This window comes from Aggregatibacter sp. HK296, from assembly GCF_980469475.1.
The window spans coordinates 1,560,332-1,587,187 of the sequence record NZ_OZ413142.1; the positions used below are offsets into that span (position 1 = coordinate 1,560,332).

At 44.0% G+C, this 26,856-nt stretch carries 21 protein-coding genes and 4 tRNA genes; 12 read left to right on the forward strand and 13 right to left on the reverse strand.

From position 1 onward, the window contains the following. The first annotated feature begins 37 nt into the window (after positions 1–37). From AC30SH_RS07315 to AC30SH_RS07350, 8 genes are all read left to right on the forward strand, one after another. Positions 38–113 (forward strand) — tRNA-Val (locus AC30SH_RS07315). 37 nt (positions 114–150) lie between these two features. Next, positions 151–226 (forward strand) — tRNA-Val (locus tag AC30SH_RS07320). 37 nt (positions 227–263) lie between these two features. Next, positions 264–339: transfer RNA gene (locus AC30SH_RS07325), tRNA-Val, on the forward strand. A gap of 27 nt (positions 340–366) precedes the next feature. Further along, a tRNA-Val gene (locus tag AC30SH_RS07330) sits at positions 367–442 on the forward strand. 111 nt (positions 443–553) lie between these two features. Further along, the gene (locus AC30SH_RS07335) at positions 554–1,342 is read left to right on the forward strand and encodes a glycosyltransferase family 32 protein (RefSeq protein ID WP_212510376.1); all 789 of its coding nucleotides are present in this window, start codon (positions 554–556) and stop codon (positions 1,340–1,342) included. A gap of 114 nt (positions 1,343–1,456) precedes the next feature. After that, positions 1,457–2,830, forward strand: a complete 1,374-nt coding sequence (gene argH, locus AC30SH_RS07340) for an argininosuccinate lyase (RefSeq protein ID WP_212510375.1) — start codon at positions 1,457–1,459, stop codon at positions 2,828–2,830. A 273-nt stretch (positions 2,831–3,103) separates the two neighbouring features. Continuing rightward, positions 3,104–4,453, forward strand: a complete 1,350-nt coding sequence (gene gdhA / locus AC30SH_RS07345; protein ID WP_212510374.1) for an NADP-specific glutamate dehydrogenase — start codon at positions 3,104–3,106, stop codon at positions 4,451–4,453. Positions 4,454–4,652: 199 nt separating this feature from the next. Continuing rightward, positions 4,653–5,483 (forward strand): class II glutamine amidotransferase, encoded by an 831-nt coding sequence (locus AC30SH_RS07350; protein ID WP_212510373.1) that lies wholly within the window; start codon positions 4,653–4,655, stop codon positions 5,481–5,483. 70 nt (positions 5,484–5,553) lie between these two features. On the opposite strand, the gene dnaE is transcribed toward AC30SH_RS07350, so the two are convergent. Next, a complete protein-coding gene (gene dnaE, locus AC30SH_RS07355; RefSeq protein ID WP_314886039.1) occupies positions 5,554–9,030 on the reverse strand; it encodes a DNA polymerase III subunit alpha in 3,477 nt (1,158 codons plus the stop codon). Between the two features lie 242 nt (positions 9,031–9,272). Between dnaE and AC30SH_RS07360 the strand changes: the two genes are divergently transcribed. The 3 genes from AC30SH_RS07360 to nrdG all read left to right on the forward strand — a co-directional run bounded on the left by AC30SH_RS07360 (position 9,273) and on the right by nrdG (position 14,244). Next, the gene (locus AC30SH_RS07360; RefSeq protein WP_314886040.1) at positions 9,273–11,060 is read left to right on the forward strand and encodes an AMP-dependent synthetase/ligase; all 1,788 of its coding nucleotides are present in this window, start codon (positions 9,273–9,275) and stop codon (positions 11,058–11,060) included. 281 nt (positions 11,061–11,341) lie between these two features. Next, positions 11,342–13,468 (forward strand): anaerobic ribonucleoside-triphosphate reductase, encoded by a 2,127-nt coding sequence (gene nrdD, locus AC30SH_RS07365; protein WP_314886041.1) that lies wholly within the window; start codon positions 11,342–11,344, stop codon positions 13,466–13,468. Positions 13,469–13,776: 308 nt separating this feature from the next. Then, on the forward strand, positions 13,777–14,244 hold the full coding sequence (gene nrdG, locus AC30SH_RS07370) for an anaerobic ribonucleoside-triphosphate reductase-activating protein (RefSeq protein ID WP_314886042.1): 468 nt from the start codon (positions 13,777–13,779) through the stop codon (positions 14,242–14,244). 28 nt (positions 14,245–14,272) lie between these two features. Here the strand turns inward: nrdG and AC30SH_RS07375 are convergent, their stop codons facing one another. Then, positions 14,273–15,064 carry a TatD family hydrolase gene (locus tag AC30SH_RS07375; RefSeq protein WP_314886043.1) on the reverse strand — a complete coding sequence of 264 codons (792 nt, stop codon included), beginning with the start codon at positions 15,062–15,064 and terminating at the stop codon, positions 14,273–14,275. A 44-nt stretch (positions 15,065–15,108) separates the two neighbouring features. After that, positions 15,109–15,621, reverse strand: coding sequence for a peptidylprolyl isomerase (locus tag AC30SH_RS07380; RefSeq protein WP_296026469.1), 513 nt, complete (start codon positions 15,619–15,621; stop codon positions 15,109–15,111). 99 nt (positions 15,622–15,720) lie between these two features. Between AC30SH_RS07380 and cysS the strand changes: the two genes are divergently transcribed. After that, complete coding sequence (gene cysS, locus AC30SH_RS07385; RefSeq protein ID WP_315027613.1) at positions 15,721–17,100, forward strand: cysteine--tRNA ligase; 1,380 nt, start codon at positions 15,721–15,723, stop codon at positions 17,098–17,100. Positions 17,101–17,236: 136 nt separating this feature from the next. Here the strand turns inward: cysS and lipA are convergent, their stop codons facing one another. From lipA to rhlB, 10 genes are all read right to left on the reverse strand, one after another. Beyond that, entirely contained in the window at positions 17,237–18,199 is a 963-nt protein-coding gene (gene lipA / locus AC30SH_RS07390; protein ID WP_489582326.1) for a lipoyl synthase, read from the reverse strand. A 54-nt stretch (positions 18,200–18,253) separates the two neighbouring features. After that, positions 18,254–18,892, reverse strand: coding sequence for a lipoyl(octanoyl) transferase LipB (gene lipB / locus AC30SH_RS07395; protein ID WP_489582327.1), 639 nt, complete (start codon positions 18,890–18,892; stop codon positions 18,254–18,256). 45 nt (positions 18,893–18,937) lie between these two features. Continuing rightward, positions 18,938–19,240, reverse strand: coding sequence for a DUF493 family protein YbeD (gene ybeD, locus AC30SH_RS07400; protein ID WP_489582328.1), 303 nt, complete (start codon positions 19,238–19,240; stop codon positions 18,938–18,940). 72 nt (positions 19,241–19,312) lie between these two features. Then, the gene (locus AC30SH_RS07405; protein ID WP_489582329.1) at positions 19,313–20,500 is read right to left on the reverse strand and encodes a serine hydrolase; all 1,188 of its coding nucleotides are present in this window, start codon (positions 20,498–20,500) and stop codon (positions 19,313–19,315) included. Between the two features lie 30 nt (positions 20,501–20,530). Next, the gene (locus AC30SH_RS07410; RefSeq protein WP_489582330.1) at positions 20,531–21,394 is read right to left on the reverse strand and encodes a septal ring lytic transglycosylase RlpA family protein; all 864 of its coding nucleotides are present in this window, start codon (positions 21,392–21,394) and stop codon (positions 20,531–20,533) included. A gap of 47 nt (positions 21,395–21,441) precedes the next feature. After that, positions 21,442–22,563 (reverse strand): rod shape-determining protein RodA, encoded by a 1,122-nt coding sequence (rodA, locus tag AC30SH_RS07415; RefSeq protein ID WP_489582331.1) that lies wholly within the window; start codon positions 22,561–22,563, stop codon positions 21,442–21,444. Then, on the reverse strand, positions 22,550–24,487 hold the full coding sequence (gene mrdA / locus AC30SH_RS07420; protein ID WP_489582332.1) for a penicillin-binding protein 2: 1,938 nt from the start codon (positions 24,485–24,487) through the stop codon (positions 22,550–22,552). Before mrdA ends, rodA begins: the two co-directional genes overlap by 14 nt. After that, positions 24,488–24,955: a 23S rRNA (pseudouridine(1915)-N(3))-methyltransferase RlmH gene (gene rlmH, locus AC30SH_RS07425; RefSeq protein WP_006717001.1), complete on the reverse strand. Its 468-nt coding sequence runs from the start codon at positions 24,953–24,955 to the stop codon at positions 24,488–24,490. A 48-nt stretch (positions 24,956–25,003) separates the two neighbouring features. Beyond that, positions 25,004–25,312, reverse strand: coding sequence for a ribosome silencing factor (gene rsfS, locus AC30SH_RS07430; protein WP_006717000.1), 309 nt, complete (start codon positions 25,310–25,312; stop codon positions 25,004–25,006). 66 nt (positions 25,313–25,378) lie between these two features. After that, entirely contained in the window at positions 25,379–26,635 is a 1,257-nt protein-coding gene (rhlB, locus tag AC30SH_RS07435) for an ATP-dependent RNA helicase RhlB (protein ID WP_212510359.1), read from the reverse strand. Positions 26,636–26,856: the final 221 nt, after the last annotated feature.

A 26,856-nucleotide genomic window follows, 5' to 3' on the forward strand; every position in this document is an offset into this window, starting at 1 on the left:
ATCATTGAGCAATTATAATGCACGCTCACAACATTGAGGGCGATTAGCTCAGTTGGGAGAGCACCTCCCTTACAAGGAGGGGGTCACTGGTTCGAGACCGGTATCGCCCACCACTTTCAAGGTTTCTCAATGTTGTCAATGTAACGACGTGGGCGATTAGCTCAGTTGGGAGAGCACCTCCCTTACAAGGAGGGGGTCACTGGTTCGAGACCGGTATCGCCCACCACTTCTTTACATACTTCCCTATTTTAAGATTCTAACGTGGGCGATTAGCTCAGTTGGGAGAGCACCTCCCTTACAAGGAGGGGGTCACTGGTTCGAGACCGGTATCGCCCACCACTTAAAATCTTAAAATACCGATTCGTCGGGCGATTAGCTCAGTTGGGAGAGCACCTCCCTTACAAGGAGGGGGTCACTGGTTCGAGACCGGTATCGCCCACCACTCTACTTTTCATGTAATGTTTTCTCTTTCAAAGCCTTCCTGACGTTTATTCTTTTTGTGTAAAGTGATAAAGTACAGCCTGTTTTTCAACAGAATAAACGGATTCATTTAATGCAAAAAACAATAAAAAATCAGACCGCACTTTTAATTTCAAACGGTCTATTACGCTTAACCGGGAACATTGTCAAAATCCTAAGCTACCCTTTCCATGCGCTTTTTCCGAAAAAACGCTTTACGATCCCCGAATTCAGTCCGGCTAAACGCCAATCCGGCAAACCAAGCAAAATTAATCGCGTGATTTGGCAAACCAACTACAGCAATAAAGTGACGTTGCCAATTTACTGCAACTATTTGGTCAACCGTTTATTTTCGTTAAGTTACGATTACCGCTATGTCAGCACTGAAGCACGTAGCGAGTATATTGAAAAATATGCTGATCCACGCACGTTTGCCGCTTACAGCCAACTGACTGACGGTGCCGCACAAGCGGATTTTTGGCGCTTATTCACACTCTACCAAGACGGCGGTATTTATATGGATATTGATGGTCATCTTGTCGGCTGCTTAGATGCGATGATTGACCCGGAGGATGACGAAGTCCTCATCACCCGTCGTGGACGTTACACTAACTTCTTCTTAGCCAGCCGCAAAGGCAACCCATTTTTAAAGGAAACGTTGGATATTATCGTAGACAACATTGAACATCGTCGCGTTGACGGCGGCGTATTTGTTCTTACCGGCCCGGAAACATTAAACAAAGCACTGGAAAACAAAGACGTAAATACGCGCCGTGATAAATTTACCTGTGCCCAAGGCACGTTCGCTAACGAGTATTTTCAATACATGGATAAAAAACGTGGTAAATGGATTCACGCAAAAAACGAAGATTTATTAAAATAACGGTCAATGACACAAAAAGTGCGGTCACAAAAAGCAAATTTTTTGTTGATCGCCTTTTTTGTTTCTGTGATATATTTTTTAACCAATGACATCAATCACAAATTAGAGGATTCTATGGCACTTTGGGGTGGACGCTTTACGCAGGCGGCGGACAAGCGTTTTAAAAATTTTAACGATTCATTACGCTTTGACTATCGTCTTGCCGAGCAAGATATTGAGGGCTCCATCGGCTGGTCGAAGGCTTTGGTTTCCGTCAATATTTTAAGCGTACAAGAACAGCAACAATTAGAACAAGCATTGAACGAATTATTGATTGAAGTGCAGTCAAATCCGCAAGCGATTTTGCAAGACGATGCCGAAGACATTCACAGTTGGGTGGAAAGTAAACTGATCGACAAAGTGGGCAATTTAGGTAAAAAACTGCACACCGGTCGCAGCCGTAACGACCAAGTAGCGCTCGACATCAAAATGTGGTGTAAAGAGCGTGTAGCCGAATTGCAACATTCCATTCGCGAGTTACAACGCAAATTGGTGTTTACCGCAGAAAATAACCAAGATGCTGTGATGCCTGGCTACACCCACCTACAACGTGCCCAACCAATTACCTTTGCCCATTGGTGCATGGCTTACGTGGAAATGTTGGATCGCGATTATTCCCGTTTAGCCGATGCTTACCGCCGTATGAATAGCTGCCCACTAGGCAGTGGTGCCCTAGCCGGCACAGCGTATCCTATCGATCGCGAACAGCTTGCCAAAGATTTAGATTTCGCATTTGCAACCCGTAACAGTTTGGACAGCGTCTCCGATCGCGATCATATCGTCGAACTACTTTCTGCCGCCTCGCTGAGCATGGTGCATTTATCCCGTTTCGCCGAAGATATGATTATTTTCAACAGCGGCGAATCTAACTTTGTGGAACTCTCCGATCGCGTAACCTCCGGTTCCTCCCTCATGCCACAGAAGAAAAACCCTGATGCCTGCGAATTAATCCGCGGCAAAGCAGGACGTGTTATCGGTGCATTAAATGGGATGTTAATGACATTAAAGGGATTACCGTTGGCGTATAACAAAGATATGCAGGAAGACAAAGAAGGCATTTTCGATGCATTGGACACTTGGCAAGATTGCTTAGACATGGCGTCATTAGTATTAGACGACATCAAAGTGAACGTGAAACGCACCCGCGAATCGGCTCTTAAAGGCTACTCCAACGCCACCGAACTGGCCGATTATTTGGTTGCCAAAGGCGTACCGTTCCGTGATTCCCATCACATTGTGGGCGAAACCGTGGTGTATGCCATCAAGCAACACAAGGCCTTAGAAGATCTGACGATTCCTGAATTTCGTCAATTTTGTGAAAAAGTATCGGACGATGTGTATGACATTCTTTCTTTACAATCCTGCTTAGACAAACGCGCCGCCAAAGGTGGAGTATCACCGTTGCGTATCGCAGAAGCCATTGCAGAAGCAAAAGCAAGATTTGCCTAACATCTCTTCTAAAGTGCGGTCATAAAAAATCTTATTTTTATGACCGCACTTTTGCCATCACCCTCCCGAAAAAAATAAATCCAATCTAACAAACAAATCTATTTTTTAGATAAAAAATAAAATAAGTTAAAAACACAAAACAATTTAATTATTTTTCGTAAAAATATTTGAAAACATATGATTTCCTGTTGCATAGTAATTCCGACTTAGCAATATAGCCAAGCGAAAATAAATAAAGCAAACACCAACATACTATCCACAGGAGAAATTCTTATGTCTCACGCAGTTGCCTCACTCGAAGAATTCTTAGCAAAAGTCGAACAACGTGACGGAAACCAACCGGAATTTTTACAAGCGATACGCGAAGTTTTCACGTCTATTTGGTCATTCCTTGAGAAGAATCCGAAATACTGCTCTGAAGCCTTATTAGAACGTTTAGTTGAGCCGGAACGCATTATTCAATTCCGCGTAGCATGGACCGATGACAAAGGCAAAGTGCAAGTCAACCGCGCTTTCCGCATTCAATTTAACAGCGCTATCGGCCCTTTCAAAGGCGGTATGCGCTTTCACCCGTCCGTCAACCAATCCATTTTAAAATTCTTAGGCTTTGAACAAATCTTCAAAAATGCCTTAACCACCTTGCCAATGGGCGGTGCCAAAGGCGGTTCAGACTTTGATCCAAAAGGTAAAAGTGATGCGGAAGTCATGCGCTTCTGCCAAGCCTTAATGACTGAACTTTATCGCCACATCGGCCCGGATACAGATGTGCCGGCAGGTGATATTGGTGTCGGCGCACGTGAAGTAGGTTATTTAACCGGCATGATGAAAAAACTTTCCAATCAAACCGGCTGTGTCTTTACCGGCAAAGGCTTGAGTTTCGGCGGAAGCTTAATTCGTCCGGAAGCTACCGGTTATGGTTTGGTCTATTTCGTCCAAGCCATGCTGGCAGAAAAAGGTCAAGATTTGAAAGGCAAAACCGTCGCAGTTTCCGGCTCCGGCAACGTGGCACAATATGCGATTGAAAAAGCCCTGCAACTAGGTGCAAAAGTCATTAGCTGTTCCGACTCATCCGGCACCGTTGTGGATGAAGAAGGCTTCACTCAAGAAAAATTAGCCGCTTTAATGGACATCAAAAATGTCAAACGCGGTCGTGTAAAAGATTACGCCGATCTCTTTGGATTGAAATATGTCGCCGGTGCTCGGCCGTGGCATTTAAAAGTCGATATTGCACTCCCATGTGCCACTCAAAACGAATTAGCATTAAGCGATGCACAAGCCTTGATTGCCAATGGCGTGCAAGTCGTAGCCGAAGGTGCCAATATGCCAACCACCATTGAAGCGACCAACGCCTTTATTGAAGCTGGCATATTATTTGGACCAGGCAAAGCAGCAAATGCAGGCGGCGTCGCCACTTCCGGTTTGGAAATGTCACAAAACGCACAACGCTTAAGTTGGACAAGAGAAGAAGTCGATGCAAAATTGCATCGCATTATGTTAGACATTCATGCTAACTGTAAAAAATACGGCAGTGATGCGCAAGGTAACATCAACTATGTCGTGGGTGCGAATGTCGCCGGTTTCGTTAAAGTGGCCGATGCCATGTTGGCACAAGGCGTGTATTAATCGACACGAAAAAACACCTCGAAAAACGACCGCACTTTTGATAGCAACAAAAAGTGCGGTATTTTTTAAGCTAATTTTGTTATGAGACAGCACATTTTGTTCTAAAAATGAGGTCGGTGGAATATTGAAATTAGCGAAATTATAGTGTTAAATCTGCACTTATTCTATGGTTATTCTACACAAGGGTTAAAACAAATTTATGTGCCAATTATTGGGAATGAACTGCAATACGCCGACGGATATTGTGTTTTCATTTGAAGGATTTCGTCATCGCGCCGGACTTACTGATTCCCATTCTGACGGATTTGGTATCGCTTTTTTTGAAGGCAAAGGCGTGCGGATTTTCCGCGACAATAAACCGGGGCATATTTCCCCTATCGCGGATTGTGTAAAACAATACCACATCAAATCCCTCAACGTCATTTCCCATATTCGCAAAGCGACGCAAGGCGATGTAAATCTTGAAAATACCCACCCCTTTATCCGTGAGATCTGGGGAGAAAATTGGGTGTTTGCCCATAATGGTAACTTAACCGAACTGCCCGACATGAGCGAATCTTTCTGTCAACCTATCGGCAGCACAGATTCAGAGACTGCTTTCTGTTACATGGCAGAACAATTAAAAAACCGCTTTAGCAAAAAGCCAAGTGAAGAAGAAATTTTTCAAGCCGTTCAAGATATCAGCAATAAACTCGCAGAACATGGCACCTTCAATTTTATCCTGTCTAACGGCGAATGGATGATTGCCCGTTGTTCCACCAATTTGCACTATCTCACCCGTAAAGCCCCATTTGGCAAAGCACAACGTGTTGATGATGACGGTGTCATCGACTTCAATGAATACGCCAAAGAGGGCGATAAAGTCACGATCATTACCACCGTACCGCTCACCAAAGACGAAGTCTGGAGAAAAATGGAAAACGGTGGATTTGTTTTCTTCAAAAACGGGGAGAAAGTGTGGGAAATTATCGGCACGCCGAGAACAGAAGTGATTGATGATGGGACGTTAGGCACGGCTAAAGTAGCCTAACCCAGCCCATACAAAAAGTGCGGTCGAAAAAAATAATTTTTTTCTGACCGCACTTTTTTATCTCTATTATCTATTCAAACTCCAATTCCACCGCACTTTCACCGAGCAATGTCACAAGTTCGGTCAGCAATTCATCGGTTGGGTTGACCGACCATTGCACGCCCATTTTGACTAAGGCTCTGCCTTCTGGGCTTTGGTAATAAATATGTACCGGCAGGGAATTGCCGCTGTAAGGCTGTAAAATCCGTTTAAATTGCTTAATGAATTGCGGTGTAATTTGTTCTTGAGACAGGCAAATCGCAAGGCTTTTCGCATAACGTGCACGCGCTTCATCAATCGTCATCAAATCCCGCACAGACATACGCAAGCCTTGTGAAAAGTCGTCAAAACTGACCTGCCCTGACACCACGATCACTGTGTCTTTTTGCAGTTTCTCACCGAATTTATCTAGCGCTTCGCCAAACAACGTTAAATCTAAACGACCGGATCGATCATCAATGGTGGCAATGCCGATATGGTTACCTTTTTTGGTCATGGCAATGCGCGTATTAACCACCAAACCGCTGGCGGTGCTCATTTGTCCGCGATAATTCGGCGTTAATTCTTTTAGACGCATTGGGCTGTAATGGGATAATTCTTTTAAATAACGACTCACAGGATGGCTACTCAAATACAATCCGAGAGTTTCCCGTTCACCGTCTAAAATCGTTTTTTCCGTCCAAGGCGCAATGTTGGCATAAGAATGTTCCACTTCCTCGTTGGTTTCTGTCAACACGCCGAACATATCCGTCTGCCCTAAAGCCTCGTCTTTAGCGTGTTGATCGGAGGCACGTAGCGCATCTTCCAGATTTTGTTGTAACGCCGCACGATGTGGTCCAAGTTTATCGAAAGCACCGGATTTAATCAGGCTTTCAAACGTGCGTCGATTGATTTTCTTTAAATCCACGCGGGCACATAAATCAAATAAGTTTTTGAAAATACCGTCTTTCTCACGAGCTTCTACCAAGGCGGCAATCGGCCCTTCACCCACGCCTTTAATGGCACCGATACCATACACAATTTCGCCGTTTTCATTCACGCTAAAATGATGTTTCCCGGTGTTAATGTCAGGCGGAACGACTTTCAAGCCCATGCGCATACATTCGTCATACAAGCCAACGATTTTGTCGGTGTTATCCATTTCCGAAGTCATTACTGCGGCCATGAACTCTGCCGGATAATGGGCTTTCAACCACAGGGTCTGATAGGACACCAAAGCATAAGCAGCTGAGTGGGATTTGTTAAAGCCATAACCCGCAAATTTTTCCACCAAATCGAAGATTTTCATGGAAAGATCCCCGTCGATGCCATTTTTGATGGCCCCCTCTTCAAATACGGAACGCTGCTTCGCCATTTCTTCCGGTTTTTTCTTACCCATCGCACGACGCAATAAGTCCGCGCCACCCAACGTATAACCCGCCAACACTTGGGCAATTTGCATGACCTGCTCTTGATACAAAATAATGCCGTAGGTTGGTTCTAAAATCGGCTTAAGGGATTCATGTTGATAGTTAGCATCCGGGTAAGACACTTCTTCTCGCCCGTGTTTACGGTCGATAAAGTTATCCACCATACCCGATTGCAACGGGCCGGGACGGAACAAGGCTACCAACGCGATAATATCTTCAAAACAGTCTGGCTTAAGACGCTTAATCAAATCTTTCATGCCGCGTGATTCCAACTGGAACACTGCCGTGGTTTCGGCATTGAGCAACACTTCAAAAGATTGATGATCATCCAATGGAATGGCATTGATATCCACTAACGGTTTGCCTTCTTTTTCCATGCGCGCGTTAATCATGTCCAACGCCCATTTTATGATGGTTAAAGTACGTAAGCCTAAGAAGTCAAACTTCACTAAACCCGCATATTCCACATCATTTTTATCGAAGTGAGTGACCGGATGTTTCCCTTCCGAATCACAATACAACGGCGAGAAATCTGTAATTAACGTCGGCGAAATCACCACCCCACCGGCATGCTTACCGGCATTACGCGTAACGCCTTCCAGCTTGCGTGCCATGTCAATAATGGCTCGGACTTCTTCATCGGCATCGTAAATTTCTTGCAGTTTTGGCTCGGCTTCAAACGCTTTCGCGAGCGTCATACCGGGATCCGGCGGCACCAACTTAGAAATGCGATCCACAAAGCCATAAGGTTGTCCCAGTACGCGCCCAACATCTCGAATCACCGCTTTTGCCGCCATGGTTCCGAAGGTAATAATTTGCGATACCGCGCCGCGCCCATACATTTCAGCGACGTGTTCAATCACGCGGTCGCGCCCGTCCATACAGAAGTCCACGTCAAAATCAGGCATGGAAACCCGTTCCGGATTGAGGAAACGCTCAAAAAGCAAATCGAATTCCAACGGATCCAAATCGGTAATTTTTAACGCATAAGCCACCAAAGATCCTGCCCCGGAACCTCGCCCCGGCCCCACAGGGATATCGTTATCTTTTGACCATTGGATAAACTCCATCACGATCAAAAAGTAGCCCGGGAAGCCCATTTGGTTGATTACATCCAGTTCCACCTGCAAGCGTTCATCATATTCTGGGCGGCGTGCTGCACGCTCGTTTTCATCAGGGAATAACACCTTGAGACGTTCTTCCAAGCCCTCTTTGGCGCGTTTCACAAGGTAATCTTCGGTGCTTAAATCCCCGGTTGGAAATTTCGGTAAGAAATATTCGCCCAATCGAATGGTCACGTTACAACGCTGAGCAATTAACAGGGTATTTTCCAAGGCACTTGGCACATCGGCAAAGAGCTCGCACATTTCTTGCTCGGAGCGAAAATATTGTTGACTGGTATAATTTTTAGGACGTTTCGGATCGTCTAACGTGAAACCGTCATGAATCGCTACACGAATTTCATGGGCTTCAAAATCTTCTGCCTGTAAAAAGCATACATCATTGGTCGCCACCACCGGCAATTGTTCGCGTTCAGCCAGTTCTAACGCGGCTTGAATATAACGTTCTTCATCAGGGCGACCGGTACGGGTAAGCGTCAGATAAAAATGGTCAGGGAAAAATTCGTGGTAAAAATCCACCGCACTTTTGAGTTCGTCAGTATTGCTGCGCAGTAATTTTTTACCCACATCGCCGTTCACACCGCCGGATAAAACAATCACCCCGGCACGATGTTCTACTAGCCACTGCTGATCAATATACGGCACATCCGAATAACCGCGCTCATAGGCTTTGGAAAGTAACAAGGTGATATTTTTGTAGCCTTCATTATTTTTTGCCAATAAGGTTAAACGGAATCTTTCCTCGCCACACAGATCGCTTTGCACCAGCACATCGGCACCGATAATCGGTTTCACGCCCGAAGACAATGCCTCACCATAAAACCGCACCAAACCACAAAAGTTGGTGAAATCCGTCAACGCCATCGCCACCATGTTATTTTCCACACAGGCTTTCACCAACGGTTTTACCTTGGCGATACCGTCAATCATGGAAAAATCACTGTGAACCTGTAAATGAACAAAACGTGGCGGTGACATAAACATCCTTAAAATAACAAAAAGTGCGGTCAAAAAATCCAATGGATTTTGAGCGTTGGCTTGAGCAACAGTGGCGAAGCCATAATGGGTAATTTTAGCGGTATTTTGCCGAGAATTATAGGGATAATTTGTCTAGTGGCATCAACACAATAAATCCCCACAAAACGCAGTTTTATTGCTAGAGTTTTGAGCCTCAATCCGCTATATTAGCGCACAACTGTTAGCTGACTTTGGATTTAACCATGGATCTCAATTTTCATTTTATTCACCGTGTGCGTAGTCAAGCAAAAACGTTGGCAAATCGCACCGCACTTCGTTACTTCAAAGACAACAACTGGTTGTCTATTTCTTGGTCAGAGTTTCAACAACAAATTGACCAAATTTCATTAGCGTTATTAGCAAATCATATTGATATTCAAGATAAAATTGGTATTTTCTCGCATAATATGCCGCGTTGGACGATCACTGATATCGGTGCATTGCAAGTGCGTGCCGTCACCGTGCCGATTTATGCCACGAATACCGCCAAACAAGCCCAATTTATTATTAACAATGCAGATATGAAGATCATTTTCGTGGGCGACCAAGAACAATATGATCAAGTGTTGGAAATCGTCGATGAATGCCCGAAACTGGAAAAAATCGTGGCGATGAAAAGTACGATCCATTTGCATGAACACGCCAAAGCCTGCCACTGGCAAGACTTTATTGAGATGGCAGATGAGCAATATCAGGCGGAATTACAACAGCGATTGGATGGCAAGTGCTTGGAGGATTTGTTTACGCTGATTTACACCTCCGGCACGACCGGTGAGCCGAAAGGCGTGATGTTGGATTACGCGAATTTAGCGCACCAACTCAACGCACACGATCAGGCGCTGAAAGTAGATGATACCGATGTATCTCTTTCCTTCTTGCCGTTATCTCATATTTTTGAGCGCGCTTGGGTGGCTTATGTGCTTCATCGCGGCGCGACCAACTGTTACATTGAAGACACCAATCAAGTGCGGTCGGCTTTGACGGAGATTCGTCCAACCTTAATGTGTGCCGTGCCACGGTTTTACGAAAAGATTTATACGGCCATTTTAGACAAAGTTCATAATGCGCCAAAACTTCGCCAACGTATTTTTCATTGGGCGATGGACGTTGGAAATCAGCATTTCGATGCCCTTGCCAAAGGGCAAAAGATCGGCTTTTTATTAAAACAACAGTATGCCCTCGCCAACAAACTGGTACTTGGCAAATTACGTGCGCTGCTCGGTGGACGCATTCGCATGATGCCTTGCGGCGGTGCTAAATTAGAACCGACGATCGGCTTATTTTTCCACAGCATCGGCTTGAACATTAAACTGGGCTACGGTATGACGGAAACCACCGCGACGGTTTCCTGCTGGGATGATCTCCACTTTAACGCTAATTCCATCGGTAGCTTAATGCCGGGGGCGGAAGTCAAAATTGGCGAAAATAACGAAATTCTCGTACGCGGTGGCATGGTGATGAAAGGGTATTACAAAAAACCACAGGAAACGGCCGATGCTTTCACTGCAGATGGTTTCTTAAAAACCGGTGATGCTGGCGAATTTGATGCCGAGGGGAATTTATACATCACCGACCGCATTAAAGAATTAATGAAAACGTCCAACGGCAAATATATCGCACCGCAAGTGTTGGAAAGTAAAATCGGCAAAGATAAATTTATCGAACAAATTGCAGTCATTGCTGATGCCAAAAAATACGTTTCCGCCCTTATCGTACCTTGCTACGCTGCCCTTGAGGAGTACGCCAAACAGGTCAATATCAAATATCAAGATCGGTTGGAATTACTCAAAAATTCTGAGATTTTGCAAATGCTAGAACAGCGAATCAATGAATTACAAAAAGAGCTTGCCGGTTGGGAGCAAATCAAACGTTTCACCCTGTTGCCTCAGGCATTCAGCACGCAGCTGGAAGAAATTACCCCTACCTTAAAACTACGCAGAAAAGTTATTCTGCAACGCTATAAAGAGCAGATTGAAGCGATGTATAGTTAAGTTTTTTACATAATAAGTGCGGTCAAAATTGACAATAAATTTTGACCGCACTTTTTTATTTTGAACACAAAACGTCCAATTTGTGATCAAAATCACAAAACAATAAAATTCTTTTATTTTTCTTTTCTACTAAATTTTCAACAAAACCAATGACTAACTTGCCTCACGACATTTAATACATTCCAAATACACAAAAACACTACATATTGTGTGTTGAATTTAAAAAAATATCTATATATAGTATCGCCACTTTGATAACACTCTAAATATAGGTGGCTGACATGGGGACATTTTTCGTCATTAAGCGTGATGGTTCACGCATCGGGTTTGAAATTCAACGCATTATTAATGCCATTAAAAAGGCAGCCCAAGCGGTGGGTATTCAAGATGAACGTTTTTGTCATGATATTGCGCAAAAAGTCAGCAATGACATTTTTGCGCATCATCAACAAGAAATTGACATTAGCCACATTCAAAAGATTGTCGAAAATCACCTGATGGCCAGCCAATACCCGCAAATTGCGCGCGCTTATATTGAGTATCGCCACGAACGTGATATGGCACGTGAAAAGCGCAGTCAATTAACCAAAGAAATCGAGGGGTTGATTGAACAAAGTAACGTGGAGTTACTCAATGAAAATGCCAATAAAGATGCCAAAGTGATCCCAACACAACGGGATTTATTGGCCGGTATCGTGGCGAAACATTATGCTAAACGTTACATTTTGCCACGCGATGTCGTCGAAGCGCATGAAAAAGGTGAAATTCACTATCACGATTTAGATTATTCACCGTTCTTCCCGATGTTTAACTGTATGTTAGTCGATTTAAAAGGCATGTTGACCCATGGTTTTAAAATGGGGAATGCTGAAATCGAACCGCCGAAATCCATTGGCACCGCGACAGCCGTCACCGCCCAAATCATCGCCCAAGTGGCTAGCCATATTTACGGTGGCACCACCATTAACCGCATTGATGAAGTGCTTTCGCCTTATGTGCAGTTAAGCTATGAGAAACACTTGAAAAATGCGGAACAATGGCATATTCCGGATGCACAAGGATATGCGCAAGCCTTGATTGAAAAAGAATGTTTCGATGCCTTCCAGTCCTTGGAATATGAAGTAAACACGCTACATACTGCCAATGGACAAACACCGTTTGTTACCTTTGGTTTTGGCTTAGGCACAACGTGGCAAGCACGTTTAATTCAAAAATCCATTTTACAAAATCGGATTCGCGGTTTAGGCAAAAACCACAAAACACCGGTATTCCCGAAACTGGTCTTCACTCAACGCAAAGGCGTAAATTTGGAGCCAAACGATCCGAATTACGATATCAAACAACTTGCTTTGGAATGTGCCAGCAAACGGATGTACCCGGATATTCTGAATTACGACCAAGTCGTCAAAGTCACCGGCTCCTTTAAAGCCCCAATGGGCTGCCGCAGTTTCTTGGGCGCTTACGAAGAAAATGGCGAACAAATCCATGACGGACGTAACAACCTTGGCGTAGTGAGCCTCAATTTGCCACGTATCGCCATTGAAGCCAAAGGCGATGAAAAACGATTCTATGAAATTCTGGATCAACGCTTGGCTTTAGCGAAGAAAGCCTTAATGACCCGCATCGCTCGTTTGGAACACACCAAGGCCCGCGTCGCGCCAATTCTCTACATGGAAGGTGCCTGCGGCGTGCGTTTGAAAGCAGACGATAACGTGGCACAAATCTTCAAAAATGGTCGTGCCTCCATTTCCCTTGGCTACATCGGTATTCATGAAACCATCAATGCGTTATATCACCAAGGGCATATTTATGACGATGAAATGCTACGAGACAAAGGCCGTGCCATCGTAGAGCATTTAAGTAACGCGGTTAAACAATGGCGCGCCGAAACAGGCTATGCCTTCAGCTTATACTCCACCCCGAGTGAAAACCTGTGCGACCGTTTCTGCCGTCTCGACACTAAACAATTCGGGGTTATCGACGGCGTGACCGACAAAGGTTACTACACCAACAGCTACCACTTGGATGTTGAGAAAAAAGTGAACCCGTACGACAAGTTAGACTTTGAAATGGTGTACCCACCATTGGCTAACGGAGGATTTATTTGCTACGGCGAATACCCAAACATTCAACATAACTTGAAAGCATTGGAAGACGTTTGGAATTACAGCTACGACCGCGTGCCTTACTACGGCACCAATACGCCAATCGACGAATGTTATGAATGTGGTTTCACCGGTGAATTTGAATGCACCAGCAAAGGTTTCACCTGCCCGAAATGTGGTAACCACGACAGTGAAAAGGTTTCTGTTACTCGCCGCGTCTGCGGCTACCTCGGCAGCCCGGATGCCCGTCCGTTTAATGCTGGAAAACAGGAAGAAGTGAAACGTCGGGTTAAACACATGTAATCTTAAGGCGTTACCAAATCTCCTCTAAGCCCTCTTTTACCCCCTCTTTGCTAAAGAGGGGGATTTTAGGTGCATTATCACGATAAAGTGCGGTTATTTTTTGGGGAGATTTTTAGTTAGAAACATGAAAAAATCTGACCGCACTTTTGCAACGCTCAAATAAAATGGGATTCCCGTATAAGACGCCTGAGCGGCTTATTCGGGGCACTTTTCTTTGCTCACTTTCTTTCGTGCAAGCAAAAGAAAGTAAGTCGCCGTCGGCGAAACCCGATATTTAAAAAAGCAAATTTAATTTAAACAAAACGAAAATGAACTATCTCCAATACTATCCTGTTGACATCGTCAACGGCGAAGGCACACGTTGTACGCTGTTTGTCAGCGGTTGTACCCATGGCTGCAAAGGGTGCTATAACCAAAAAAGCTGGTCGTTTAGCGCCGGGGTGCTCTTTGGTATTGAGATGGAAGAACAAATTCTTAAGGATCTCAAAGACACGCGCATTAAGCGACAAGGATTAACCCTTTCCGGGGGAGACCCTCTGCATCCGAGAAATGTAGAAGCCCTTCTACCTTTGGTTCAACGGGTCAAACAAGAATGCCCCGACAAAGATATTTGGGTTTGGACAGGTTACAAATTAGAGGAATTGGATGAATATCAACGGCAAATGCTGCCTTATATTGATGTTCTCATTGATGGTAAGTTTATTCAAGAACAGGCGGACCCAAGTTTAGTTTGGCGTGGCTCGGCGAACCAAATCATTCATCGTTTTAAGATTTAGTATTCCTGCACAAAAGTGCAGTGCTTTTTCACGCAAATTTACTCAGGCTATTTTGCCAAATTGTCTCGGCAATCATCTCCGGCGTTTCACGTCTTAATTCACACAACACCTTAAAAACCTGTTGCACTCTTTCCGGGCGATTCGGTTGACCTTGAAAACCAAATACCGGCATGTCGGGCGAATCCGTTTCTAACAGCAAGGCATCCAGTGGTAATTTTGCGATAGTTTGACGGGTTTTATTGGCACGTTCATAGGTAATCGTGCCGCCTACACCAATAGAATAGCCCAAATCCACAAAGCGTTTTGCCTGAGCGTAACTGCCTGCAAAACCATGTACGACGCCACGTTTCGGCACCTCAATGCGTTTGAGAAAAGAGAACAGCTGATCGTGTGACTTGCGGGAATGCATGTTCACCGGCAAATCGTACTTCTTCGCGAAATAGAGTTGCGTTTCAAAAAAATCACATTGCTTGCGCCATAGCTCATCAGTTAATAATTCCGGCACGGCACGTTCCAAACCGATTTCCGCCACAGCTGTGCAATTTGGCGAACGCGTTGCCAATGCCTGTTCCAATAAATCCAAATCCTGCGCTTGGTGCTCCTTGATATACAACGGATGTAGCCCCAAGCCGTAATACAAGTGTTCAGGATAAAGTGCGGTCATTTTTTCAATCGTTTTGAAGTCCCGCTGTAACACGGCAACAATCAAGATCTTTTGCATGCCAGCTGCACGCGCATTTTGCATAAGCTGCGCTAACGGCTCACCGGTGGCTTGCTGCAAATAATCGAGGTGGGTATGTGTGTCGAAAAATGAATACATATCAATCTAAAAAAATCAGGCAACTCAATGAGTTGCCCATAGTCTTATTCGTCAATAGTAACAGAGGTAATCACCACGTCTTCATTCGGCACGTCTTGGTGGAAACCTTTATTACCGGTTTTGACACCTTTGATTTTATCCACTACATCCATGCCTTCAACGACTTCACCAAATACCGCGTAGCCCCACTCTTGCACGACTTCTTTACCAAACATTTCTTTTGAGCGGTAATCCAAGAAGGTGTTATCGGCCACGTTAATGAAGAATTGCGCCGTCGCCGAATGCGGATCGGAAGTGCGCGCCATGGCGATGGTGCCGCGTTTGTTGCTTAAACGGTTGTTGGCTTCATTTTTAATCGGCGCGTTAGTCGCTTTCTCACGCATACCGCTTTCCATGCCGCCGCCCTGAATCATAAAACCGTCAATCACGCGGTGGAAAATTGTGTTATCATAAAAACCGTTTTTACAATAAGTTAAGAAGTTTTCTGCCGTTACCGGTGCTTTTTCATGATTTAAGGCAATTTTAATGTCGCCGAAATTGGTGTGTAGTGTAATCATTGTGCTTTTCCTATACGAATTAAAGAGCGTCATTATTTCATAATCCGCCCCAAATCGCTATAAAGTGCGGTGCGTTTTCAAAAAGATTTGGATTCCAATATGTTAAAACTTTTCAATACCCTCACTCGCGAAAAAGAAATTTTTAAACCGATTCACGCCGGCAAAATCGGCATGTATGTTTGCGGTGTGACCGTTTACGATCTCTGTCATATCGGGCATGGACGTACCTTTGTGTGTTTTGATGTTGTCGCACGTTACTTACGCTATTTAGGCTACGATTTAACCTATGTACGCAATATCACTGACGTGGATGACAAAATCATTAAACGGGCGTTGGAAAACAAAGAAACTTGCGATCAATTAGTCGATCGCATGGTCGTGGAAATGTATAAAGATTTTGATGCCTTGAACATTTTGCGTCCTGACTTTGAACCTCGTGCGACCCATCACATTCCTGAAATTATTGCTATTGTCGAAAAACTGATTCAACGCGGACATGCTTATGTGGCAGATAACGGCGATGTGATGTTTGATGTGGAAAGTTTCAAAGAATACGGCAAATTATCCCGTCAAGATTTAGAACAATTACAGGCGGGCGCGCGTATTGAAATCAATGAAATCAAGAAAAACCCAATGGATTTCGTGTTGTGGAAAATGTCCAAACCAAACGAACCAAGCTGGGATTCCCCTTGGGGCAAAGGCCGTCCGGGCTGGCACATTGAATGTTCCGCCATGAACAGCAAACAACTTGGCGAGCATTTTGACATTCACGGTGGCGGCTCTGACCTGATGTTCCCACACCACGAAAATGAAATCGCTCAATCCTGCTGCGCTCACGGTAACCAGTATGTGAACTACTGGCTGCATTCCGGCATGATCATGGTGGATAAAGAAAAAATGTCGAAATCCCTCGGCAACTTCTTCACGATTCGCGATGTATTAAGCCACTACGATGCGGAAAGCGTACGTTACTTCCTACTCAGCGCCCACTACCGTAGCCAATTAAATTATAGCGAAGAAAACCTCAATCTCGCCCATGGTGCATTAGAACGCCTCTATACCGCATTGCGCGGCACCGATAAAAGTGCGGTGGCTTTTGGTGGTGAAAATTTTATGGACGCCTTCCGTGAGGCAATGGATGATGATTTCAATACGCCAAATGCCCTTTCTGTACTATTTGAAATGGCGCGCGAATTGAACAAACTGAAAACCGAAGACATGGCCAAAGCCAACGGACTTGCCGCGCGTTTACGCGAACTTGCCGGCATTCTCGGTTTACTCCAACTCGATCCTGAACAATTTTTACAAGCCGGTTCCGATGATGACGAAATCACCAAAATTGAAGGTCTCATCAAACAACGCAACGAAGCCCGCGCAGCCAAAGACTGGCCGGCTGCAGATGCAGCGCGCAACGCCTTAATGCAAATGGGCATTGTGTTAGAAGACGGCCCGAACGGCACCACTTGGCGAAAACAATAAGTCGATAAGTAAAAAACAAAAAGGAAAGTGAATCACTCACTTTCCTTTTTTCTTATTGAAAGCCATAAAGTGCGGTTGTTTCTAGCAACATTTTTCACCTTGAAAAAGGCCAGTGAAAACCACCGCACTTTTCAGATTATTTCACCAGCCCACCGCTTGCTTGCAAATCAGCGTGGTAAGAAGAACGTACAAACGGACCACAAGCCGCATGTTCAAAGCCCATGGTTTGTGCTTTTTCGCGGAACATATCAAATTCTGCCGGCGGTACATAACGCGCTACCGGTAAATGGTGGCGACTTGGTTGCAAATATTGTCCGAGAGTCAACATGGTTACACCATGGTCGCGTAAATCCTGCATTACCGCCAAAATTTCTTCGTTCGTTTCGCCTAATCCCACCATTAAACCGGATTTGGTCGGAATATGCGGGAACATGACTTTAAACTCTTTCAGTAAACGCAAAGACCATTCGTAATCAGCACCAGGACGAATTTCACGGTATAAACGTGGCACGTTTTCTAGGTTGTGGTTAAACACATCCGGCGGATTCGCTTTTAATTTTTCCAACGCCAATTCAATGCGTCCACGGAAATCCGGGACTAAAATTTCAATTTTAATGTTTGGGTTTAAGGCACGAATTTCGCGTACGCAATCCGCAAAATGCCCGGCACCGCGATCGGGTAAGTCATCACGGTCAACGGAAGTAATCACCACATACCGTAATTTCATGTCCTGAATAGTTTCTGCCAATTTACGCGGTTCTTCAGGATCCGGTGGTAATGGTTTGCCGTGCGCAACATCACAGAATGGGCAACGGCGGGTACAAATTGCGCCAAGAATCATAAAGGTTGCCGTACCGTGATTGAAACATTCATGCAAGTTAGGGCAAGAAGCCTCTTCACAGACGGAATGCAAACCATGACGACGCATACCGGATTTAATACTTTGAATACGGGCTCCGTTTGCCGGAATTTTGATTTTCATCCATTCCGGTTTTTTCAGTAGCTCTTGCTCAGGATCGATATTTTTCACCGGGATAATGGAGGTTTTAGCTGCATCGCGATATTTAACACCGCGCTCCATTTTAAAAGGTGTTCCCATTGATATTCCTTAATTTTTCATGAAGATAATGAGATGAAATGCTGTTTATTGATGTTAACAAGTTGTTACATTATACCCTAACTGCTCGGCGAAATGCTTAACTAATTGTGGTGAAACCTTGTCGCAATCGGCGTCTTGAGCCGGAATAAAGTCCGCCAGCTGGCACATTTCTAACCCGGCATAGCCACAAGGGTTAATTTGATGAAAAGGGCTCAAATCCATGTTGATATTAAACGCTAAACCGTGAAATGAGCGCCCATGCCGAATGCGCAAACCGAGAGAACAAATTTTTCTACCATCAATATACACACCGGGCGCATCCGGTTTTGGATAACCTTCAATACCATAATCCGCTAGCGTTTTCACCACGGATTGCTCAAGTGCGGTGACTAATTGGCGCACATTTAAATTTTCATGGCGCTTCACATCAATCAGCACATACATAATTTGCTGGCCTAAACCGTGATAGGTAATCTGCCCACCACGATCCGATTGCACCACAGGAATAGCGCTTTGCTGCAACAAATGCTCCGGTTTGCCCGCCTGACCTTGAGTAAATACCGATGGATGTTGCACCAACCAAATTTCATCAGTGGTATCTTCCGTACGATTATCGGTAAACGACTGCATCTCGTGCCAAACGCTCTCGTAATCACGAATGCCAAGCTGACGTACAATTAATTCGGGTTGCATGATGATTTCCTAAAAACGCTATAAAAAATAACCGCACTTTGGTGATTACAACACCATTCTCACGCCGTTGATTTCTGCCAACTCTTTGTAGAGTTTCTCGATTTGCTCAATATTTTCGGCTCGTACTTTGATGGATACCGAATGATAAGTGCCTTTACCACTTTCTTTGGTGCTTGGCGTGTAATCGCCTTTAATGGTTTTATGAACCGTTTGAACCACATCATCCACTAAATCCGGGCGAGCGGCTCCCACCACTTTAAAAGTAAAATCACAAGGAAACTCAAGAAGATCTTTTAATTTTTTATCATGTGCAAGGTGGGTTAAATTTACCGTTTTTTTATCGTTCATTTGTCTTTTCCTAAAAAATTTAACCGCACTTTCCTAAAAAGTGCGGTCGGTTTTCGAAATGTTTTTTAAAGATTAACTAAAGAGGCTTTTAACCGTGAGTACTAACCAGTCCCAGATTTTACCGAAAATACCGCCCTCTTTGACTTCTTGCATAACTTGCAAATTCACGCTGGCAATGTCTTTACCATCAAGTTGATAGACCACTTTGCCAACGACTTGACCTTTTGCTAATGGTGCTTCGAGGTATTTTTTCTCTAATTCATAACGCGCTTTTAGCTCACTACTTTTACCTTTCGGAATGGTAATGAACGCATCCTGTAACACGCCTAACTGAATGTTGCTTTCATCACCGTAATAAACTCGTTGTTCGGAAATAGATTTGCCGGCTTCAAAGGTTTTAAAGGTTTCAAAATTAGCAAAGCCCCATTGTAATAATTTTTTGCTTTCCACTTCGCGGCCTTTGTAGGTTGGCACCCCCATCACGACGGAAATCAAACGCATATTATTTGGATTGGTAGCAGAGGCGACAAGGTTATAGCCAGCTTTATCTGTATGACCGGTTTTCATGCCATCCACATGAATGGTTTTATCCCACAATAAACCGTTACGGTTCGGTTGCTTGATTTTATTAAAGGTAAACTCTTTTTCTGCATAAATTTTATATTCTTCCGGTAAATCACGAATAATATGCGCTCCAATAATTGCCATATCCCGAGCAGAAGAATATTGATTCTCATCATCCAAGCCATGAACAGTTGTGAAATGAGTGTTCTTTAAACCAAATTGTTCTACATATTTGTTCATGGTCGCAACGAAGTTCGTCACCGTGCCGGAAACATGCTCTGCCATCGCCACACAAGCATCATTACCGGATACGATGACAATCCCTCTATTCAAATCAGCAACAGAAACTTGTTGGTTTAAGTTTAAAAACATTTTGGATGAGCCAGGGAAATTTTGCCCCCAAGCGCTTTCACCGATCGTGACAACATCCGTATCATGAATTTTACCTTGTTTTAATGCTTGTCCTGTGACATAACTGGTCATCATTTTCGTTAATGACGCCGGATATTGGCGCTGATCCGGATTTAACGCCGCCAATACAGCGCCTGAGTTATAGTCCATTAAAATATAGGTTTGGGCATTAATTTCCGGTACGGCAATATTAAATTGAATATCGTCTGCCACTGCACCAAATGATGCAGTTAAGGCACCGGCAATAAATGCCATTTTTGTGTGTTTTACTACTTTATTAAACATAAGATTGAACATCCTAACATCATGTAACGGTTATTTATTATAAGAATACACAACAAGCGGTTCGGAATGATTTAATCGCTTTAATTGTGTTTTCAAATCAGCCACTTGAGCCTTCGAGTTTAACGGCCCCAAATGAATATTATACTTTTGCCCATTTGCAGCAATTTCCGCTTTAATATTCTTTAGTGCAAGTTGATTAATCACCTCTTCAGCATGTTTTTTGCTGGCTAAATTAATCATTCTCAACTCGTAACTTTCATCTTGAATATGAGGTACTTTAACGTTTTGTAATGCTTCCTTATCAATATCAAGATCGTCCACCGGCAAACGGTTTAAGCCCTCTTCATTGTTACTGGTTTTCACCAACGTAGACGCGCCCGCGCCGGAAAGTTCGCCTTTTGAATCCACATGTAACGCTTCAATCTTTACCATGCCCATGCCGCTGCCGATAATACCGATTTCTTTTGCTGCCGCATGAGACAAATCAATAATACGACCTTTAGAAAAAGGACCGCGGTCATTAATACGAACAATCACTTTACGTTGGTTATTCATATTCGTCACAACCGCATAGGAGTTCAGTGGTAAGGTTTTATGCGCAGCGGTGTACAAAGTGGAGTTATAGAGCTCTCCGCTGGAAGTGCGACGTCCATTAAATTTATTATGGTAATAACTGGCAATACCTTCTTTGCTATAATCCTTCGCATCCTGATGCGTTCTTGTTGTGTAAACCTCCCCTTTTACTTGGTAGGTTTGCGTTGTATTAGAAAGAGGACGATGCGTCAACTTTGGCCCTTCTACACCATAAAGCTTTTTCGTTTCTGCTTGCACTGAAAGTGCGGTCAAAAATGAAAATAAAATAAAAACATATTTTACAGTTTGCTTTAAATTCATTAAATTTCTCCCTCTCTGCAGAGATGACTATTAAGAAAACTGAAAACTTAATTAGTTCCCTTCAGAAAGTGTTCTTTGTGAGTATGGACCGACATGATCAAGCCAAAGCCCGCCATAATTGCTACATAAGATGTGCCGCCATAACTCACCAATGGCAAAGGCACGCCCACCACAGGCAAAATACCACTCACCATTCCAATATTAACAAAGACATAAACGAAAAAAATTAACGTTAATGCCCCGACTAAAATACGCCCAAATGCGGTTGGTGCGCTGACGCCAATCATTAAACCGCGAGCAATAATAAATAAATAAATGGCTAATAAAATCAAGAAACCGATCATGCCATATTCTTCGCTTAATACGGCGAAGATAAAATCCGTATGAGGTTCAGGTAAAAATTCCAATTGGGATTGCGTGCCTTGCATCCAGCCTTTTCCCCACATGCCGCCGGAACCGATAGCAATCTTAGATTGCCAAATATGATATCCCGCACCCAATAAATCTTTTTCCGGATCAAACAAAGTTAAGACTCGGGTACGTTGATAATCGTGCATTAAATAAAACCACATAATCGGCAAAAATGCTGCCAATGCGAGAACTGCCGCTAAAATCAACCACCAACTCATGCCGGATAAAAATACCACAAATAGGCCTGAGCCGCTAACCAAAATTGATGTGCCTAAGTCCGGCTGAATTGCCACTAACAGCGTTGGAACAAGAATAATTACCAACGCAATCATGGTTTCCTTTATCTTGATCGGTTGAGGTCGATTCCCTAAATACACCGCCACCATCAACGGCACGGCCAGTTTGACGATTTCAGAGGGCTGAAAGCGCACAACCCCCAAGTCTAACCAACGTTGTGCCCCTTTACTGGTTGTCCCGATCAGATCCACTAAAACAAGCATGACGATACCAAGTGCAAATAAATAAGGCGCAATTCGCTGATAAAATTTAGGTGGAAATTGTGCCATCAGCAGCATAACGGCAAAACCAAGCCCAACCTGTACAATACGGTTATGAAACATAGCCTCATTTGCACCGGATGCACTATACAATACCAACATACCATAACCGGTAATGACGACGAGCCCGATAAACAACCACAAATCAATATGCAAACGACGCCATAATTCCAACCAAATATTACGATCATTCATTTTCATTTGGTGCCCCCGGCATTGTTGGCATTAACATTTCTTCCGTCGTTTGTCCGTTACTTTGCTTAAAATAATAGTCCATAATTTTTCTAACGACCGGCGCCGCATTACTGGAACCCCCGCCCGCATTTTCCAAAATCATTGCTACCACGATTTGTGGCTTATCATAAGGCGCAAAAGCGGTAAACCAAGCATGGTCATGTAATTCTTTTTTTAACGCTCCAGCGTTATAGCTCTGATTCTCTTTTAAACTGAACACCTGCGCCGTTCCCGATTTACCCGCTACACGATAAGGCGTTCCGGCAAATGCTTTACGCCCGGTTCCTGCTGCAGAATTCACAACGTTATACATACCGCGCTTGGCCACATCCCAATAGTATTGTTTTGGTTCGGTAATATCTTCATATAGCAACGGATCTTTATAAGGTTCGACTACCGCCCCCTCAATATTTTTCATTAAATGCGGTGTATTAACTTTACCGTTATTCACTAACACGCTCGTGGCTTTTGCTAATTGTAAAGGGGTTGCCGTCCAGTAGCCTTGCCCGATGCCCACAGAAACCGTATCGCCTTGTACCCACGGTTTTTTGTAGCGTTTTTGTTTCCACTCTCGGGTCGGCATATTCGCAGCAGTTTCTTCCTGAATATCAATACCGGTCGGCACACCAAACCCAAAGCGTTTCATCCAATCAGACAAGCGATCAATCCCCATGTTATAGGCGGTTTGATAAAAATAGGTATCGGAAGATTCGGTAATGGCTTTATTTAAATCCGTCATGCCATGCCCGCCTTTACGCCAATCTCGAAAACGTTTCGCGGTATTCGGCAAAACCCAATAACCGGGATCAGAAATCGTCATTTCCGGTGTGATCACATTTTCCTGCAACGCTGATACCGCAATGAATGGTTTCACCGTTGACGCCGGTGGATAAGCCCCTTGTGTCACACGGCTGTATAAGGGACGGTTCGGATCGTTTAACAAACGACGATAATCCTCACCGGAAATGCCATCCACAAACAGATTATTATCGTAACTCGGTACAGATACCATGGCTAAAATGCTACCGTCTCTCGGATCCATCACCACGACGGCACCTTTTTGGCCTGCCAATAGGTCGGTAACATAAAGTTGCAAATTCAAATCAATGGTTAAATGAATACTTTTTCCTGCCACTGCCGGCTGTTCGCGTAATTTACGAATCACTTTGCCACGGCTATTTACTTCTACTTCTTCAAAACCGGTCGTGCCGTGCAAGGCTTCCTCATAATAGCGTTCAATGCCTAACTTGCCTAAATCATGGGTCCCGGCATAGTTAGCCAACTTTTCCTCTTTCTTTAAACGCTCTACATCACGATCATTAATCTTCGACACATAGCCCAAAATATGGGTCAACGGCTCGCCATAGAGATAATGTCGTTTAAAATAAGGCTTCACATCCAAACTTGGGAAATTATATTGATTCACCGAAAAACGAGCGATTTGTTCTTCGGTTAGATTTGGTTTCAACAAAATTGGCGTATAGCGCGAAGAACGTTGGCGCTCTTTTTTGAAATTCTCAATATCCGTATCCGTTAAACCAACCAATACTTTCAATTCCTCAAAAGTGCGGTCTAAATTTTCCACCTTTTCCGGCACGATATATAACCCAAAAAAGGTCAAATTTTCTGCCAATAAGTGACCGTTACGATCGTAAATCAACCCGCGTGTAGGCGGCAACGGCAACAATTTAATGCGGTTTCCGTTAGAGCGGGTTTGATAGCTGTCGTAATTGACCACCTGTAAACCATAGAGATTCAACACTAAAATTGCCGACAAAGCCAAAACGCCGATAAATGACACCAAAGCGCGACGAGCAAATAAATTGCGCTCGGCTTTTTTATCACGAATCGGATCGTATTGCGGCTGAGACAGTAATTTCTTTAAGTTCATTTATTCTCGATGATAAGGATGATTAGTGGTTAATGACCAGGCACGATACAAGCTTTCTGCCACCACCACGCGTACTAACGGATGTGGCAAGGTTAAAGGCGATAGCGACCAACTTTGTTCAGCGGCCATCTTACATTCAGGTGAAAGCCCTTCCGGTCCGCCGATAAGTAAACAGACATCACGTCCGTCATTTTTCCAACCTTCCAGCTGTTGCGCTAATTGTTCGGTGGTCCACGGCTTACCGGGAATATCCAATGTCACGATTTTACCCTTTCCGGCCGCCGCCAACATGGCTTTACCTTCCTGTTCTAAAATCCGTTTAATATCGGCATTTTTACCCCGTTTACCGGCAGGTATTTCAATCAATTCAAAAGGCATATCTTTGGGAAAGCGACGTTGGTATTCCTCAAATCCCGTGGTCACCCACGCCGGCATTTTGGTTCCAACGGCAATTAACTGAATTTTCATTCTCGCGCCTCAAAAAACATCGTGAAAAACGACCGCACTTTATGTGCCCTATGCCCAAAGTTTTTCTAATTGATACATTTCGCGACTTTCCGCCTGCATGATATGCACGATAGCCTCGCCCAAATCGACAACCACCCAATCGGCCGTTTCTTTGCCTTCATCGCCAAACACGTCAATGCCGGCAAGTTTACATTCAGTAATTAATTTCTGTGCCAAAGAAGACACGTGACGAGAAGAAGTACCGGTGCAAAGAATCATGGTATCGGTGATGGACGATTTTCCTTTCACGTTTAAAGGCAGAATATCAGTGGCTTTTAAATCATCTAACTTATTCACCACGAAATCGACTAATAACATTATTTTTCCTCAATTGACAAAAGGCGCGAATTTTAACACTGAATAAAATACCCGCCAATCTTTTGACTAGCGTTTCGCGCGAAACGGCTTACGACGTTGATTGTTCGGCGCGCTAAAATTACCTTCCCGTTTTAACCGATAAGGCTTCGGAATATCCTGTAACAATGCATTCGGATCATATTGACTCACCGGAATACTATGCCCGATATATTCTTCAATTGCCGGTAAATTCATAGCGTATTGCTCACAAGCAAAGCTAATGGAAATCCCGCTTTCGCCCGCGCGTCCGGTACGCCCTATACGGTGCACATAATCTTCCCGATCATCCGGCAAATCATAGTTAAACACATGTGTCACCTCTGCAATGTGCAAGCCACGCGCTGCCACATCAGTGGCCACTAAAATATCCAAATCGCCATCGGTAAATTGTTTCAACAAAGAAAGACGTTTTTTCTGCGCCACATCGCCGGTTAACAAACCAACACGGTGTCCATCCGCGGCTAAATAGCCCCAAATCGCCTCACATTGATGTTTCGTGTTAGCAAAAATAATGCAACGCTCCGGCCATTCTTCTTCTAACAACGTGAGCAATAGCGGAATTTTATCTTGGTTAGACGGGTAAAATAATTCTTCTTTAATTTGCTGCCCGGTTTTTTGTTCCGGCTCAATTTCCACGTATTCCGGGTCATTCATATCTTCAAAGGCAAGTTCGCGCACTTTGTAAGACAGCGTGGCGGAAAATAGCATTGTCAGACGTTGTTGCGCTGGAGGACATTTGCGCAGTAAATAACGAATATCGCGAATAAAACCTAAATCAAACATCCGGTCCGCTTCATCCAACACCACCGTTTGAATCTGATCCAAGCGGATAATGCCCTGCTTCACATAATCAATGACCCGTCCGGTTGTGCCAATAAGCACATCCACGCCATTTTCGATGGCTTTTAATTGCTTATCATAGCCATCCCCACCATAAGCAAGTGCGGTCTTAAATTTCGTTGTTTTTAAGAAAACCTGCGCATCATGTTCAATTTGCACCGCCAATTCACGGGTCGGCGCCAAAATCAACGCACGCGGTTGATTCTTAGCCGTCTCAGTTGGGTGAGTTAATAAATGGTGAAAAAGTGCGGTCAAAAATGCGATTGTTTTTCCCGTGCCGGTTTGGGCTTGCCCTGCGACATCTTTTCCTCGTAAAGTCACCGGCAATGAAAGCGCCTGAATCGGTGTACAAAACTCAAATCCTTTATCGTTCAACGCCTGTAACACCAAGGGATGTAGCGGAAAATCGGCAAAACGTGCCGAACTCAAATAATTCTGTTGCATAATCTCAAATTCATTATAAAAAATTGCCGCTAAGAATAGCACGAACCAAGCAAATCCACCAAAAATTCATCCGCATGAATTACAGAAAATAAAACAGGAAAAATTAAAGTCCGCGCTAAAAACACTGTGAAAAACCGCCGCACTTTTGCTATACGGTTTGAAACCAATCAACCAAAACAAGAAAAACTCAGCTAAAAACTAGACAGTGCTTGAATTTAATG

Coding starts and splice junctions, on each gene's coding strand:
- AC30SH_RS07335 (WP_212510376.1), top strand. CDS start 554: ATGCAAAAAACAATAAAAAATCAGACCGCACTTTTAATTTCAAACGGT.
- argH (WP_212510375.1), top strand. CDS start 1,457: ATGGCACTTTGGGGTGGACGCTTTACGCAGGCGGCGGACAAGCGTTTT.
- gdhA (WP_212510374.1), top strand. CDS start 3,104: ATGTCTCACGCAGTTGCCTCACTCGAAGAATTCTTAGCAAAAGTCGAA.
- AC30SH_RS07350 (WP_212510373.1), top strand. CDS start 4,653: ATGTGCCAATTATTGGGAATGAACTGCAATACGCCGACGGATATTGTG.
- dnaE (WP_314886039.1), bottom strand. CDS start 9,030: ATGTCACCGCCACGTTTTGTTCATTTACAGGTTCACAGTGATTTTTCC.
- AC30SH_RS07360 (WP_314886040.1), top strand. CDS start 9,273: ATGGATCTCAATTTTCATTTTATTCACCGTGTGCGTAGTCAAGCAAAA.
- nrdD (WP_314886041.1), top strand. CDS start 11,342: ATGGGGACATTTTTCGTCATTAAGCGTGATGGTTCACGCATCGGGTTT.
- nrdG (WP_314886042.1), top strand. CDS start 13,777: ATGAACTATCTCCAATACTATCCTGTTGACATCGTCAACGGCGAAGGC.
- AC30SH_RS07375 (WP_314886043.1), bottom strand. CDS start 15,064: ATGTATTCATTTTTCGACACACATACCCACCTCGATTATTTGCAGCAA.
- AC30SH_RS07380 (WP_296026469.1), bottom strand. CDS start 15,621: ATGATTACACTACACACCAATTTCGGCGACATTAAAATTGCCTTAAAT.
- cysS (WP_315027613.1), top strand. CDS start 15,721: ATGTTAAAACTTTTCAATACCCTCACTCGCGAAAAAGAAATTTTTAAA.
- lipA (WP_489582326.1), bottom strand. CDS start 18,199: ATGGGAACACCTTTTAAAATGGAGCGCGGTGTTAAATATCGCGATGCA.
- lipB (WP_489582327.1), bottom strand. CDS start 18,892: ATGCAACCCGAATTAATTGTACGTCAGCTTGGCATTCGTGATTACGAG.
- ybeD (WP_489582328.1), bottom strand. CDS start 19,240: ATGAACGATAAAAAAACGGTAAATTTAACCCACCTTGCACATGATAAA.
- AC30SH_RS07405 (WP_489582329.1), bottom strand. CDS start 20,500: ATGTTTAATAAAGTAGTAAAACACACAAAAATGGCATTTATTGCCGGT.
- AC30SH_RS07410 (WP_489582330.1), bottom strand. CDS start 21,394: ATGAATTTAAAGCAAACTGTAAAATATGTTTTTATTTTATTTTCATTT.
- rodA (WP_489582331.1), bottom strand. CDS start 22,563: ATGAAAATGAATGATCGTAATATTTGGTTGGAATTATGGCGTCGTTTG.
- mrdA (WP_489582332.1), bottom strand. CDS start 24,487: ATGAACTTAAAGAAATTACTGTCTCAGCCGCAATACGATCCGATTCGT.
- rlmH (WP_006717001.1), bottom strand. CDS start 24,955: ATGAAAATTCAGTTAATTGCCGTTGGAACCAAAATGCCGGCGTGGGTG.
- rsfS (WP_006717000.1), bottom strand. CDS start 25,312: ATGTTATTAGTCGATTTCGTGGTGAATAAGTTAGATGATTTAAAAGCC.
- rhlB (WP_212510359.1), bottom strand. CDS start 26,635: ATGCAACAGAATTATTTGAGTTCGGCACGTTTTGCCGATTTTCCGCTA.